This is a genomic window from Desulfoplanes sp. PS50, from assembly GCF_053851535.1.
Genome location: NZ_JBSPZA010000003.1, coordinates 51,754 through 66,896, shown reverse-complemented (window position 1 = coordinate 66,896; position 15,143 = coordinate 51,754). Strand labels below are relative to the sequence as shown.

The 15,143-nt window shown below is 51.9% G+C and carries 12 protein-coding genes; 7 read left to right on the top strand and 5 right to left on the bottom strand.

Going from position 1 to position 15,143, the window contains the following annotated elements:
• Positions 1-23: 23 nt before the first annotated feature.
• Together ACTVJH_RS02330 and serS are read right to left on the bottom strand one after the other, a co-directional pair.
• Positions 24-1,901 (bottom strand): DegV family protein, encoded by a 1,878-nt coding sequence (locus ACTVJH_RS02330; RefSeq protein ID WP_455987070.1) that lies wholly within the window; start codon positions 1,899-1,901, stop codon positions 24-26.
• Between the two features lie 4 nt (positions 1,902-1,905).
• Positions 1,906-3,183, bottom strand: a complete 1,278-nt coding sequence (serS, locus tag ACTVJH_RS02325) for a serine--tRNA ligase (protein ID WP_455987068.1) — start codon at positions 3,181-3,183, stop codon at positions 1,906-1,908.
• A gap of 429 nt (positions 3,184-3,612) precedes the next feature.
• Between serS and groES the strand changes: the two genes are divergently transcribed.
• Together groES and groL are read left to right on the top strand one after the other, a co-directional pair.
• Positions 3,613-3,903, top strand: coding sequence for a co-chaperone GroES (groES, locus tag ACTVJH_RS02320; protein WP_455987066.1), 291 nt, complete (start codon positions 3,613-3,615; stop codon positions 3,901-3,903).
• A 114-nt stretch (positions 3,904-4,017) separates the two neighbouring features.
• Positions 4,018-5,664, top strand: a complete 1,647-nt coding sequence (gene groL / locus ACTVJH_RS02315) for a chaperonin GroEL (protein ID WP_455987064.1) — start codon at positions 4,018-4,020, stop codon at positions 5,662-5,664.
• A gap of 104 nt (positions 5,665-5,768) precedes the next feature.
• Here groL and ACTVJH_RS02310 read toward each other — a convergent pair whose 3' ends face one another.
• Positions 5,769-6,875: an NAD(P)H-dependent flavin oxidoreductase gene (locus tag ACTVJH_RS02310; RefSeq protein WP_455987062.1), complete on the bottom strand. Its 1,107-nt coding sequence runs from the start codon at positions 6,873-6,875 to the stop codon at positions 5,769-5,771.
• 345 nt (positions 6,876-7,220) lie between these two features.
• Positions 7,221-8,180, bottom strand: a complete 960-nt coding sequence (locus ACTVJH_RS02305) for a chemotaxis protein CheW (RefSeq protein ID WP_455987060.1) — start codon at positions 8,178-8,180, stop codon at positions 7,221-7,223.
• Between the two features lie 353 nt (positions 8,181-8,533).
• Between ACTVJH_RS02305 and ACTVJH_RS02300 the strand changes: the two genes are divergently transcribed.
• From ACTVJH_RS02300 to ACTVJH_RS02290, 3 genes are all read left to right on the top strand, one after another.
• Positions 8,534-10,267, top strand: a complete 1,734-nt coding sequence (locus ACTVJH_RS02300) for an aldehyde ferredoxin oxidoreductase family protein (protein WP_455987058.1) — start codon at positions 8,534-8,536, stop codon at positions 10,265-10,267.
• 77 nt (positions 10,268-10,344) lie between these two features.
• Positions 10,345-10,572, top strand: coding sequence for a MoaD/ThiS family protein (locus tag ACTVJH_RS02295; protein ID WP_455987056.1), 228 nt, complete (start codon positions 10,345-10,347; stop codon positions 10,570-10,572).
• Positions 10,569-11,276, top strand: a complete 708-nt coding sequence (locus ACTVJH_RS02290) for a HesA/MoeB/ThiF family protein (RefSeq protein ID WP_455987054.1) — start codon at positions 10,569-10,571, stop codon at positions 11,274-11,276. The genes ACTVJH_RS02295 and ACTVJH_RS02290 overlap by 4 nt, the downstream gene beginning before the upstream one ends.
• Positions 11,277-11,486: 210 nt before the next feature.
• On the opposite strand, the gene ACTVJH_RS02285 is transcribed toward ACTVJH_RS02290, so the two are convergent.
• Positions 11,487-11,885: a CGGC domain-containing protein gene (locus ACTVJH_RS02285; protein ID WP_455987052.1), complete on the bottom strand. Its 399-nt coding sequence runs from the start codon at positions 11,883-11,885 to the stop codon at positions 11,487-11,489.
• Positions 11,886-13,098: 1,213 nt separating this feature from the next.
• Between ACTVJH_RS02285 and ACTVJH_RS02280 the strand changes: the two genes are divergently transcribed.
• Both ACTVJH_RS02280 and ACTVJH_RS02275 read left to right on the top strand, forming a co-directional pair.
• On the top strand, positions 13,099-14,292 hold the full coding sequence (locus ACTVJH_RS02280) for a quaternary amine ABC transporter ATP-binding protein (RefSeq protein WP_455987050.1): 1,194 nt from the start codon (positions 13,099-13,101) through the stop codon (positions 14,290-14,292).
• The gene (locus ACTVJH_RS02275) at positions 14,289-15,140 is read left to right on the top strand and encodes an ABC transporter permease (RefSeq protein WP_455987048.1); all 852 of its coding nucleotides are present in this window, start codon (positions 14,289-14,291) and stop codon (positions 15,138-15,140) included. Before ACTVJH_RS02280 ends, ACTVJH_RS02275 begins: the two co-directional genes overlap by 4 nt.
• Positions 15,141-15,143 lie beyond the last annotated feature (3 nt).

Below are 15,143 nucleotides of genomic sequence, written 5' to 3'. Positions count from 1 at the left end.
TAATTTGTGAGGCTGCGTGGCTTTCAATCGCCGATAAATCCGATCCCGCCCGCTCCTGGGCCGGCATGACTGGTCAGGGTATAGGAGGCCTCGACAATCGGGATATCTCCAGTATCAAAGGTCTCTCTGATTTTTTTGACAAACCAGGCTGCCAGCTCGGGGTTATCGGCATGGGCCACGGAGAAGCGGAGGTTGTTTTTCCCCATGGCTGCTTTCTTTGTCTTTGCCCAGGTTTTTTTGCGAACCCCGTATCTGGAGAATCCAACACCACCGAGTTTGACCACCCCGTCCTCTTTGAAGGTGATGATCGGGCGGAGTTGCAGAGCGGAAGCGATCTTGCCAGCTGAGTTGCTCAATCTGCCGCCCCGGAGATGGTATTTGAGGGTATCGAAGCAGAAGAAGGCCCGGGCCTTGCCGGCGGCATCTTCTGCGATGCGCACGACTTCCTGCTGGTCTTTGCCCTGACTGGCTGCCTTGGCCGCCTCGAGAACCACCAACCCCATGGCCATGGAGTTACACGTGCTGTCCACGATGGCCACCTTGCCATCGAATTCGGATGCCACCCTGCGGGCTCCGTGAATAGTTCCGCTGTGGGCTGCGGGGAGATGGATGGATACACAGGCATCAAAATATTTAAGCAGAAAGGAATATATCCGTTTGAACTGGGTGGGTGTGGGCTGAGAGGTTCGGATAGAAGTCTTGAAATCCCGAAGCCGGGAGTAGAAATTTTCCCGTTCGATGCCCAGCTGATCGAGATAGGTCTCGCTGTCCCCGAAAAGGATGCTGTGATGAATGAAATGAATGTTGTATTTTTCGCATAATTCTTTGGGGATATCGCACCCCGTGTCCGCGACTACTGCAACCCTGGCCGCGTCTGTGCGATGCGCGTCACGGTTTTGCTGATTCATGTCGTCGATTTTTTGTTCCCGAAACTCACCTTCCCTGGCAGCGAGTTCAAAGACCTTGGCCGGGATGTTTGTGTGGATGTGCACTTTGGCCTTGGAGGAGGAACCGGCAACGATCAGGGAGTCTCCCAGCGTTGCAAGATCGCTGCGCAGTTTCGGGATATCGATGTTCTCACCGGCCACGAAACATTCTGTGCAATATCTGAAAGGGGAGTCTTCATGGTCATCGAAAAAATCCTCCCCGATCAGGGGGACGACATCGAGTTCGGCATTGCGCTGGGCATCCAGCTTCGAGGCTGCCAGGTCACCTTTTTCCAGAAAGCTGACAATGCCTTCGAGCATGTACACGAAACCCTGGGCACCGGCATCCACGACACCGGCTTTTTTCAGAGAGGCCAGCTGTTCCGGTGTACGATCCAAAGCCTGCTGGGCCCAGTCCAGAGAGTCTCGGAGCAGTTCGTCGAAGTCCGCTGTTTTTTTGCAATTTTCACGAACTCTCTCCGACCATTCCCTGATGACCGTGAGAATGGTTCCTTCCCGGGGGGAGGAGATGGCTTCCTGGGCCTTTTGGGCAGCCACATGCACGGCCTGGCCGAAACGTTCGGTGGTAACCTTGCCGTGGCCTTTGAGTCCTTCGGAAAGACCTTGAAAAAACTGAGCCAGGATGGCGCCGGAATTCCCCTTGGCACCCATGAGGGCGGAATCGGCCAAGGCATCGCTGACCCGGTGCAGGGATTTGTCGAGGTTTTCCTTGGCCCGTTCGGCAATACTCTTCATGGTCGCGGCCATATTGCTTCCGGTATCCCCGTCGGGAACCGGAAAGACATTGATCGCGTCGAGATGTTTCTGCATGGCCACGACCCAGTCGGCTCCGGCCACAATGGCCCGCTGCAGTCGGACCCCGTTTAGATATTTGATTTTTCCGAGAGCTGTTTCCATCTTGGTGTGCATGGTTTCGCCGGATGAGGGCGGATTGGGTGCTTCGTTGTCTGACAATTGATTATCCTGGATAGATGACATCGATGCCGCCCATGTACGGGCGGAGAATGTCCGGGATGACGACGGAACCGTCTTCCTGTTGATAGTTCTCGAGAATGGCCACCATGGTCCGTCCGACGGCCAGACCGGAACCGTTTAATGTATGCACGAAACGGTTTTTTTTGCTCCCCTTGGCCTTGAACCGGATATTAGCCCTTCGGGCCTGAAAATCCTCACAATTGGAGCAGGATGAAATTTCCCTGTATGTGTCCTGACCCGGGAGCCATACCTCTATATCATAGGTTTTGGCCGCGGAGAATCCCAGATCGCCGGTACACAGGGTAACCACCCGATAATGGAGACCGAGTTTCTGGAGGATGGCTTCGGCATGGGAGAGGAGGAGCTCCAATTCTTCATAGGAATGATCCGGATGGGCTATTCTGACCATCTCCACCTTGTCAAACTGGTGCTGGCGGATGATGCCCTTGGTGTCCTTGCCGTAGGAGCCGGCCTCTGATCGGAAGCAGGGGGTAAATGCGGTCAGAGCTGTGGGGAGATCTGCCTCATCAAGGATTTCATTCCGAAAAAGATTGGTCAGTGGAACTTCGGCCGTGGGAATAAGATAATAATCGCTGTTTTCCAGTTTGAACAGGTCTTCAGCGAATTTTGGCAGCTGACCGGTACCAAGCAGGGAATCTTTGTTGATGATCGCCGGGGGCATGATCTCGGTATACCCATGCTCCTGGGTATGCACATCGATCATGAAGCTCGTCAGGGCCCGTTCCATGCGTGCGGCCCAATCTTTGAGGACGACAAACCTGCTGCCCGTTATTTTGGCGGCCCGGGGAAAATCCAACCCGCCGAGATTGGTGCCGATTTCCCAATGCTCCCTGGGGGTGAAAGAGAAGCCGGGTTTCTCACCCCAGGTCTTTTCTTCCCGATTTTCGTTTTCGTCCCTGCCCACGGGTACATCCTCGTGAGGGATGTTGGGAAGGGTCAGCAAAAATGCCGTGGTCGCTCCATCCACCTCCTTGAGTTCCTCGTCGAGTACCTTGATCCGGGTCGAAAGTTCGGAGAGCTCTGCAAGAAGTCCCGAGGCATCTTCCTTGTTTCGTTTTTTCCTGGCGACTTCCCCAGAGGCCTTGTTTCTTCGGCTCTTGAGTTCTTCAACTTCGCCGAGCAGTTGCCTGCGTCTGGCATCTGTTTCGAGAAAGGATGCCAGGTCAATGGAGGCGCGCCTTTTATTCAGGGCCTCGGTAATTTGGTCAACATGGCCGCGGACAAATTTTACGTCGAACATGAACGATAACTCCTGACTGATAGGACATTATATCGGGAAAAGACGTGGTTTACGTTGTGGCAGCACGAATTTTGTCAGACAAAAGGGAGAGCGATGGCGGAATCATGGAGGATCAACGGCTGCAACAAAACGTCTTCACGTGCCCAAGTATGGCGGTTTTGTCAAAATAAAAATAAAAGTCGGATGGGATGGACCGTGTTCAAAAAAAAGAGAAAAAAGGAGCTTTTTTTAGTTTTTTCGAAAAATAGTTAGCAATAATTTGTTGATCCCTGTAAACAGGTCTTGGTGACGTTGAAAGATCTAAAAATCTTTTCAAATCGTCCTTGTAATTTCTTTTGCGATGCTTACAATCCGTCTCTGTTAGCACTTGATTTTGTCGAGTGCTAACAAACCTCGTTATCAATCAACCTACTATTGGAGGAACAAACAATGAAACTCAGACCACTTCACGACCGTATCCTGGTAAAACGGGTAGAGGAAGAAGAAGTAACCAAGGGTGGCATCATCATCCCGGACAGTGCCAAGGAAAAACCCATCAAGGGCAAGGTCACGGCCGCCGGTCCCGGCAAGACGGCTGACGATGGCAAGACTATCCCCATGGGCGTCAAGGAAGGGGATGAGGTCATCTTCAACAAGTATGCCGGCACTGAAATCAAGATCGAGGGCGAAGAACTCTTGATCATGCGTGAAGACGACATCCTGGCTGTTATCGAGGCATAGGCCCGAGATACCAACAGCAACAAATGGTCGCCCCTGTACCGCTGAACAAAGGTATGGGAACATCTGTTTCATAGTTAGTTTATCACTTCGATTGCAACAAAGGAGATACATACAATGGCTTCCAAAATCATCAAATTTGACGAAAAGGCCAGAGAGAGTCTCAAGCTTGGTCTTGATCAGTTGGCCGATGCCGTAAAGGTCACCCTCGGCCCCAAGGGTCGTAACGTAGTCATCGAGAAGTCCTTTGGCGCTCCCATCATCACCAAGGATGGCGTAACCGTTGCCAAGGAAATCGAGCTGGAAGACAAGTTCGAGAACATGGGCGCACAGCTGGTCAAGGAAGTCGCTTCCAAGACCTCTGATGTCGCTGGTGACGGTACCACCACCGCCACGATTCTGGCCCAGTCCATCTTCAAGGAAGGCGTCAAGCTGGTTGCTGCAGGTCGTAATCCCATGTCCATCAAGCGCGGTATCGACAAGGCCGTTGAAAGCGTCGTTGCCGAGCTGGACAAGGTTGCCAAGCCGACCCGCGACCCCAAGGAAATCGCCCAGGTTGGTACCATTTCCGCCAATAATGACGCCACCATCGGCAACATCATTGCCGAGGCCATGGACAAGGTCGGCAAGGAAGGGGTCATCACCGTTGAAGAAGCCAAGGGTTTTGACACCACCCTGGACGTTGTCGAGGGCATGCAGTTCGACCGCGGTTACCTGTCTCCCTATTTCGTGACCAATCCGGACAAGATGGTCTGCGAGATGGAAGAGCCTCTGATTCTGATCAACGAGAAGAAGATTTCCAGCATGAAGGAACTTCTGCCCGTTCTGGAGCAGGTTGCCAAGATGAGCAAGCCTCTGGTCATCATTGGCGAAGACATCGAAGGCGAAGCCCTGGCCACCCTGGTCGTGAACAAATTGCGTGGCACCCTGAATGTCGTGGCCATCAAGGCTCCGGGATTTGGTGAGAGAAGAAAGGCCATGCTCCAGGACATTGCCGTGCTCACCGGCGGCCAGGTCGTTTCTGATGATCTGGGCATCAAGCTGGAAAACATCACCCTGAGTGATCTTGGTAGTGCCAAGCGTGTGGTCATTGACAAGGAAACCTCCACCATTGTCGACGGTGCCGGCAAGGCTGAGGACATCAAGGCCCGGGTCAAGCAGATTCGCAACGAGATCGAGGACACCACTTCCGATTACGACCGCGAAAAGCTCCAGGAACGTCTGGCAAAGATCGTCGGTGGTGTTGCCGTGATCAATGTCGGTGCAGCCACTGAAACCGAGATGAAGGAAAAGAAGGCTCGTGTCGAAGACGCCCTGAACGCAACCCGCGCTGCTGTGGAAGAGGGTATCGTTCCCGGTGGTGGTGTCGCCCTGATTCGTGCCCAGAAGGTACTCGACGGTGTCAAGGCCGCCGACGATGACGAGACCGCCGGTGTCGAGGTTGTTCGCCGCGCTCTGGAATCTCCCATCCGCCAGATTTGTCTCAACGCCGGTTTTGAAGGCGCCGTGATTGTCAATAGCGTTCGCGAAGGCAAGGACGACTTCGGTTTCAACGCCGCCACGGGCGAATTTGAAGATCTGGTCAAGGTTGGGGTTATCGATCCCAAAAAGGTCACCAGGACAGCGCTTCAGAACGCTGCTTCCGTGGCTTCCCTGCTCCTGACCACAGAGGCAGCCATTGCCGAGAAGCCCGAGGAAAAGGGCGACATGCCTGCAATGCCCGGTGGCATGGGCGGCATGGGTGGCATGGGCGGCATGATGTAAGACAGCTCCGCCGATTCACGCTCAATACAAAAAGCCGGTCCCAGAATCTGGGGCCGGCTTTTTGTATTTTGTATCATTGGGTTGAGATACCTGGTCTCTCACAACTACGAAGCTGCAGTTAGACAACCTGGGGAGTTTTTCAGGGCCTCCTGGAATTCGAGTTTCAGGTTTTCGAACAACTCATGTACGGAAATGATATTTTTGACCCGGGGGGCATTGGACCCGGCAAAGGCAAAACCGTGTTTGAGCAGTCCTTTTTTTGCGTTCACCAGGGCCATGGCAATGCAATAGGGGCTTTTAGTGTGATCACAGGTGAGAATGCAGTGGAAAGGACATTTAAAGGGTTTGCGCATCCCGTTTTTGACGTCTTCCAAAAAGGAATTCTTGATGGCTCTTCCGGGCATGCCCACGGGGCTCTTGATGATTTCAAGATCATCTTCTCCCGCATCGACCATGGCCTGCTTGAAAGCCAGGTCCGCATCACATTCGTGGGTGGCCACGAACCGGGTGCCCATCTGAACGCCAGAGGCTCCGAGTCTGAGAAACTTGAGGATGTCTGCTCCGTCATACACACCACCTGCGGCAATGACCGGAATCTGTTTCTCAGGGGTGTTGAAGGGGGCGACGGCCTTGACGACGTCGGGAACCGTATTTTCCAGGCTGTAGGCCGGGTCATCGATTTCTTCGAGCTTATACCCCAGATGTCCACCGGCCTTGGGTCCTTCGACAACAATGGCGTCGGGTAAATATTTGAAACGGGAGAGCCATTTTTTGCAGATGATCTTGGCCGCCCGGCCCGAGGAAACAATGGGGACCAGTTTGGTCTTGGCGCCCTCGGGAAGATACTTGGGAAGGTCCAGGGGAAGACCCGCCCCGGAAATGATGAGGTCCGCCTTTTCCCTGATCGCCGTGGTGACCATGTCGCCGAAATTGTTCAGAGCGACCATGATGTTGACCCCGATAATTCCCGATGTCTTTTCCCGGGCTTTACGGATTTCAGTGGCCAGCGCCCGGATATTGGCCTGGCGATAATCGGATCCGATATCCTTTTCGCACATTCCGATCATGGCCGAGGCAATGACCCCGATACCGCCTTCCTTGGCCACGGCCGAGGCAAGTCCTGACAGGGAAATTCCAACCCCCATACCGCCCTGGATAATGGGGATTTTGGCGACCAGGTCGCCGATTTTGAGTTCTGGAAACAGTGACATGTGGTGACTCCTTGGTCGGAACTGCTCGTTCCGATTTTTTAAGTGCTTGCTCAATATGTTTTTTACCTACTGGGGAAAATTAAGAATATCCAGTAAAACATGCTGAATAGGTATTTAAATAACATAAATAAATACGCGAAAGAACCGGGTAGGTCAAACAGCTGGATGGAGCGGGGTGTCTGTACTGAATATATTGGAATTGTTGCTAAAAGGATCTGGATTCCTGAACCGGAGCCCGGAGCAGGGATGTGCGGGTGAAAACTGTCGCAGGGCTGGACAGCTGGGTATCCAGCCTGTCTTCACTGCCGGGTCTGGATACCCATGTTCCATATGTTGTAAGGGTGTTCAGGTTCGCTGCTGATAGTCGATAATCAGCTGTTCGGCACGCATGGCCAGCTGCTGGATCTCGGGTTTTGAAATCTGGTCATCGGCCCCGACGGCTTCGCCCTTGTGACGGAGCCGTTCGGTGATCAGAGATGAGAAGAGAAGGACCGGAAGATGTTTGAGCACGGGATCGGATTTGATCCTTTTGGTCAGGTTCAGACCGTCGATGGTGGGCATTTCAATATCCGAGACAACGACCTGGATGATGTCGATGGCCCGGACACCATCGGCCTCTGCGTGCTGCTTGATCTGCAAGAGCCGGTCCCAGGCCTCCTGGCCATTGTTGACTGTTTCGACATCAAAACCAGCCCGTTCCAAATAGCTTTTGAGCATGTTTCTGATTACGGAGGAATCATCGGCAACCAGGGCCCTGTATCGATTGGTATGTTCGAATTTGTGTAAGGGTTTATTCTTGAGACTCATTTCTGGATTGAGTTCATCGATGATTTTTTCCAGATCGAGCAGAAAAATGATCTTTTCATCGATCTGGACCACGCCAGTGAAGGGGTTGTTCGAAAAACTTCCCAAATAATCATCGGGAGGTTTTACCTCATCCCATCCTATCCGGTGGATCCGATTGACCCCGGAAATGAGAAATGCGTTCACGATTTTATTGAATTCCGTGACAATCGCGTTGGAGTTTTCGTTTTCCGGGGGGATCTTTTGCAGCCATTTGTGCAGGTCGATGAGAGGAATGACTTTTGAGCGCAGGTTGAAAGCGCCTTTTATGGCCGGGTGTCGGGCATCGGGGAGTTCGATGACCTTGGCCGGCGCCTTGATGATTTCCAGGACCTTGGCAATATTGACCCCATAATGCCCCCGATAGGGTGACGATTGCCCCGGAATGGTCTCATCAAGATAAAATTCCACGAGTTCGAGTTCGTTGGTGCCTGATTCGAGAAGGATGCTTGATTGATTCATGAATTCCTTGGAGGTGCTGGAGGTGACTGGCAAGGGGGTGGACAGGAGCGGGACCGGAGTTGATAGCCTGAACACCTTTTCATCCCTGATGCCCCAAATTCGCCCGTTGATCAATATATGCGCGTCAAGTCATCGAAAAAAGACAGAGACCACTAACGGGTGGGTGTCAATAATGACATATGTCAATAAACCCCGCTAGTTATTTTTGAAAAATCTTTACATGCCCTTATATCGGAGTAAAATGAGATTATCTGTAAATCAAAAAGGATGATCTCTTGCACAACACGGTTGCGAGGATCCATCCCTCAAGCAATCCCCGCAATGGCAACGGGATACACGTAAAGGAGTAGTCTATGGTACGGATACTGAGGATCAACACGCGGGAAAGGACGTATGAGTATCAGGAACTCGGAGAGTATGCAGGTCTTGGAGGCAGGGCACTGACATCGAGGATGATTCTGAACGAGATTCCGCCAACCTGCAATCCCATCGGGCCGGACAATAAATTGATCGTAGCTACCGGGCTGCTTGCCGGGACCATTGCGGCCAATTCCGGGCGCATATCGGTTGGCGCCAAGTCTCCTTTGACCGGTGGTATCAAGGAATCCAATTCAGGGGGGCTGATCGCCCTGAAGATGGCCAAGCTTGATCTGCTGGCGATTGTCATGGAGGACAAGCCAGCCAAGGATGCACCTCTATGTACCATTAAAATCACCAAAGATGGTGTCAGCTTTGAGGATGCCTCTGGTTTCGAAGGGGGTGGTACCTACTCTGTTTCCGAGCAATTGTTCAAGACCCATGGTGAGAAAACCGGGGTCATGCTTATTGGTCCAGCTGGAGAGACCTGTCGGCTCGCTGCTTCCATTCAGTTCACCGATCCCAAGGGAAATCCCGCTCGTGCTGCAGGCCGCGGCGGTCTTGGTGCGGTCATGGGATCCAAGCGGGTCAAGGCTTTGGTCATCGACGATGCCGGTGGAACCGGTTCGGAGTATGCGGACAAGGACGCTTTTAAGGAGGCCTCCAAACGATGGGCTGAGATTTTGCGGAATCATCCGGTCACTGGCCAGGGACTCCCTGCATTCGGGACGTCGATCCTGGTCAATATCATCAACGAGGCCGGTGCATTGCCCACCAAAAATTTCCGTGATGGTAGATTCGAGGGTGTTGCCGGAATCACCGGCGAGAAAATGGTCGAGTACATGAATGCTCGCGGTGGCAGGGTCAAGGAAGGCTGTCATCCCGGATGTGTGATTCAATGCTCCCAGTCATACAATGACAAGGAAGGCAAGTACCTGACCTCCGGTTTTGAATACGAGACCGTATGGGCCTTTGGGGCCAACAGCATGATCGATGATATCGACGCCATCGCCCAGATGGACCGTCTCTGCGACGATCTCGGTCTGGACACCATTGATATGGGCAATGCCGTCGCCATGGCCATGGACGGCGGAGTCATTCCCTGGGGAGACAGCCAGGCGGCCATAGGTCTCTTGAAAAAGATCTATGACAAGAAGGATCCCCTGGGACAGATCATGGGTAACGGCACTGCCTTTGCCGGTGAGGCCTTTGGGGTGGAACGCATTCCCGTGGTCAAGCGGCAGGCCCTGCCTGCCTATGATCCCCGCTCGGTCAAGGGGGTCGGTGTGACCTACGCCACAACCCCCATGGGGGCCGACCATACTGCCGGCTATGCCGTATGTCAGAATATTCTCAAGGTTGGTGGCGACATCGATCCCTTGAAGAGTACGGACGATAATATCGAGGTTTCCAAGAATCTCCAGATAGCCACGGCTGCGGTGGATTCCACGGGACTGTGCCTGTTTGTGGCCTTTGCGGTCCTGGACACGGAGGACTCGCTGGATGTTATTGCCAAGATGATCAGTGCGAAGTATGGGATCGACTTCAAGGCTTCCGATGTGGCCCCGGTGGGGATCAGCGTGCTGAAGGATGAATATGCCTTTAACGAGGCTGCAGGGTTCACCAAGGCCCAGGATCAATTGCCCGAATTCTTCAGCAAGGAAACCCTGCCGCCGCACCATACCCGGTGGGAATACTCCATTGATGATCTGCAGAAGGCCAGGGCGTAATGTCCGATACAAAAGCGTGAAATGCGATCAACGAAAAGGCGGCCTGTGGCCGCCTTTTCGTTTCAGGAGAGATGAAGATGCAAGTAGATGTTCAATGCTTCGCCACTCTGGCGTCCTATGGACCTGCGCACGGGAGCATGGATGTCAGTGAAGGCGCGAGAATTCAGGAACTTCTCGAACATCTTGGGGTTCCAGCAAAGGAGGTCCGTCTGGTGTTCGTCAATGGGAAGGTCCAAGCCGATTGGTCCTATCAGATCCAACCGGGTGATCGGGTGGGAATCTTTCCGCCGGTGGGAGGGGGATGATGGATAGCCATGGGTGGTCACCGTTTGCAAAGCGATATGCCACGAATAAAAAATCGCTGAGTGCCGAGGATCAGGAGAAATTGCACCAGTCCCACGTTCTCGTGGCCGGAGCGGGTGGACTTGGGGGATATGTTATCGAATTGCTGGCACGCATTGGCATCGGACGACTGACAATTGTTGATGGCGATAGATTTGAACCCTCCAATCTGAATCGACAGCTTCTGTGTCTGGAAGATTCCATGGGCTCGCTCAAGGCGGAGGCGGCTCGGAAAAGGGTGGAGCGAATCGATAAGACCATTGTTTGCAAGATTGTACCGGAATTTTTGGATCAAAACCAATTTGCCCGGTACATTGCAGATACATCCATTGTCGTGGACGCCCTGGGAGGAATATCCTCCCACCGGAAATTGAGCGGTGCATGCATGGAAGCGCAAATCCCTTTGGTCACAGGAGCTCTGGCTGGCTGGACAGGCATTGCAGCTACGATGCTTCCGGGCGGTCCCGCTCTCGATTTTTTGTGGCAGGCGGACGATGCCCAGGATGCGGAAAATGTCCTGGGGAGTCTGGCACCTGCGGCAGCGACCATCGCGTCTGTGCAATGTGCCGAGACCATTGCTTTTTTAACGGGCAAACAACCAGCTCTTGCTGGAAGAATGTTGATTATTGATTTGCAAAAAGCAACATTCGACACCCTGGATGTATAGGTAATTTGCTCTGGACATACCATATCCCTCATCGTGGGCATATTGAGTGCCAACTTGCCCCACCCCTCATAATCTTCTCGCCTCTGCAGGAGAGCACCCGCAATTTGGAGAGATTTTCGCTGATGAGATCCGGATGTAAAAAAGGGGCGGTTCGTAGTACACGAATCGCCCCTTTTTCAGGTAGTTGCTGGCCAGGTTCGCCCCGGATGCTCAAAGATCAGCTGGTCTGGGTGTGAAGACTTCCGGAACATATCCTTTTGGCAGATGCGCTGAACCCTTGATACAGGTGATTTCGGCTTCATCGGCTATGCGCCGGGCCATTTCGTCGGTATGATCACAGAATCCATTTCCAAGTGTCCAGGTGGTACCTTCTTCCCGTTTGCAGAACAGACAGGTGCACAGGTGGATGACCTCGGCACCCTTTGTCTTGAGCAGTTTGGCCTTGGCCACAATATCGTCTCCAGGACAGTGACAGGTCATGACCCCGGTGAGGGTGGTTGCATCGTACCCTGCAAAGCCCTGTTTTTTCTCTTGCAGGCAGGTAAAACAACCTGTCAGCGGGCATTTGTCGAGGTTTTTGTCACAACGGATTAGTCCGATTTTTGGCATGAGTCGACTCCTTGAGCTGGTAATGATCTGAGAGATGAGCGGGATGAGATGCAACATCCCGTGGGAGCATCAAAATTTTTGATCGCCTTGTAGCTCAAGATCCGGAAGATGAAAAGGAAAGATATGGAAAGACCGGTTTGTTGACCAAATGTTCAAATCACGAAAAAAGCGTTTCCCAGGTGCCAGGGAAACGCTTTTTTCGTAATGGTTGTTTGCAAACAGAGTCAGCATGAAAACAACGTGACCGATGCGAGTACGTCATACAGACATGATGCCGTCTGTATCTGCGGGCTGTCTGTATGTGATGATCCTGCGATGAAGACATTCTTGTTAGTACCTTACTCGTGAAAGTCTGCCATAAAAAACAAGAAAGTTTTATAACCGCTTAAACTTAAAACCTAAAACTGCGGCTTGGCCGCATTAGCTGCACCAGGAGCCAAACTCTTTGGTTGGCGACATGATTTTGATGTCCTCTCGATGTGATCCTCTTCAGAACCATTGGGCATTTAAGGAGAAAGGGGTGTATTGCAGTAGAGAAGGTAGTGACCGTGTTTTTTTAATCAAAAAGGACATGATTTGCTTGTGAACTTTCTCTGGGCATGGTAGGATAGAATTTCCTATCAGAAATGGATGTTGAGCGTATGCACGTAATCCGGTCTTTGAAAAGAACGAGAAATCCAGGACTTACCAGGGGTGATGCGTCCGCTCGATTGGTAAACGGACGGCCTTGCTTGGGATCTCAAACGTTGACCAGGAGGGTATGCATTCAAGAATGTGGCCGCTGAAAATAATGCATTTTTTCCTTTTGAATGAAATTTCATGTTTTGGATGTACTCTTTGTCCAGAAGAAGTTCAGTAAATTAACACTGTGATCATTTTGCAAAAAAATGCTATGTAAAAACTTATTAATATTTTTAATAATTATTTTTTAAACTGGAAATACGAAAATAATTATCTGCAGTAAACGTTCAATAATTTATAGTTGAATAAAAAATATGTGTATAGATTGATTGTAGATGATTGTTTAAGAAAAAATACGTATTTGACATCACGGTTAATTGTGCTAAATAAACATCCTGCTCGTAAAGGGAACAAGAATGAATTTTGATTTTTGTCCTTGGAAGGTTGGAGCAGGCACCCTCATGGAGATCGTCTTTCTTTGATGCCCGGCTCTAGTCTTTTCTTTGCTTGTAACCACAATCCGAAGGTGACAATGTCAAAAATACGCATTAAAAATCTTACCAAAATTTTTGGGTCCAATCCAGACAAAGGGTTGGAGTTGCTCAATCAAGGATTTTCAAGGGATGAAATCCTTGAAAAAACCCGCCAGACCGTGGGTATCGGCAATGTATCGTTTGATGTGGAAGAGGGAGAGATACTGGTCGTCATGGGTCTCTCGGGAAGTGGAAAATCCACTCTGGTCCGCTGCATCAACAGGCTGATCGAGCCAACTGCCGGAGAGGTGATTATCGACGGACAAGACTTGGTGGGTTTGTCTGCTGATGACCTGCGTAATGTCAGGTTGACCAAGCTCGGCATGGTCTTCCAGAATTTTGCCCTTTTTCCTCACCGAACAGTCGTTGAAAATGCCGAGTATGGTCTGGAGATTCAGGGGGTTGACCCGGAGGAACGCCGGGAAAAAGCCATGAACAGCCTGGATCGCGTCGGCCTCAAGGGGTGGGAGACTTCCTATCCCAAGCAATTGTCCGGCGGTATGCAACAGCGGGTTGGCCTAGCCCGGGCCCTGGCCCTTGATCCCGATATCCTGCTCATGGACGAGGCCTTCAGCGCACTCGATCCGCTCATCAGGAGTGACATGCAGGATGAGCTGCTCAATCTGCAGGATGAGATGCGCAAGACCATCTTGTTCATCAGCCATGATCTGGATGAGGCCCTCAAACTTGGTGACCGGATCATTCTCATGAAGGATGGGGCCATTGTCCAGACCGGCACGGCCGAAGAAATCCTGACCAACCCGGCCGACGATTATGTGCGTCGGTTTGTTGAGGACGTGGACATCTCCAAGGTGCTGACCGCAGAATCGGTCATGAAAAAGTCCGAAACCGCCGCACACCTGAAGACCGACGGACCTCGGGCATCCCTGCGCAAGATGCGCAAGCACAAGATCTCCAGCATTTTCGTTCTGAACGATGAACACAAACTCGTAGGCATCCTTTCAGCAGATGACGCTGCCAAGATGATTGATGCCGGAGAAAAAGATATTACCAAGTTTATGCTCACCGATTATACTTCGGTGCTGCCTGGTGCTCCGGCTCACGAATTGTTCAGCATCATGCAGAACATCCAACATCCCTTGCCGGTTGTTGGAGAAAACGGACGTCTCAAGGGGGTTATTGTTCGGGGATCCCTTATTGGAGCTATCGCTGAAAGAGGGAGGAACTCATGATACTTTTTGGAATCAACATCCCCTCGATTCCCGTAGGAGATTGTATTGAGGGAGTCATCAATTTCCTGGTGGAACATTTTTCGTTTATTACCAAGGGGTTTTCCGCCATTATGGAAGAACTTCTGGGCTGGCTCGAGGACGGTCTCATGTTTCTGCCGCCCTGGCTCCTGATTCTGATCCTTGCGGGCATAGCCCTGGTTCTGACCAGAAAACGCGGGGTAGCCCTGTTCACCCTGTTCGGATTTCTGCTCATCTGGAACATGGATCTCTGGGCGGCCACAGTGAGCACCATTTCGTTGGTCATTGTGGCCACCATGGTCGCCATTGCGCTGGGTATACCCATCGGGGTGCTCGCGGCATTGAGCACCATCGGGTATCGGGTCATCATGCCCATCCTGGACGTGATGCAGACCATGCCGGCCTTTGTCTATCTGATCCCGGCCATTCCCTTTTTCGGACTCGGGAAGGTGGCGGCCATTTTTTCCACGGTCATTTTTTCCATGCCTCCAGCCATCCGCTTGACCTGTCTCGGTATTCGGCAGGTGCCCAGTGAATTGGTGGAATGTGCCGATGCCTTTGGCTCCAACCGGTGGCAGAAATTATTCAAGCTTCAGCTCCCCATTGCCACGCCAACCATCATGGCCGGAGTGAATCAGACGGTTATGCTGGCCCTGTCCATGGTTGTTATCGCTTCCATGATCGGTGCCAAAGGTCTGGGTGGCGAAGTTTGGAAGGCCATTCAGCGTCTGCAGATGGGCAATGGATTTGAAGCCGGTATAGGAATCGTTATTGTAGCTATTGTTTTGGACCGTATACTGCAAAAGTTCGGTTCCTCAAAATCAATGTAAATT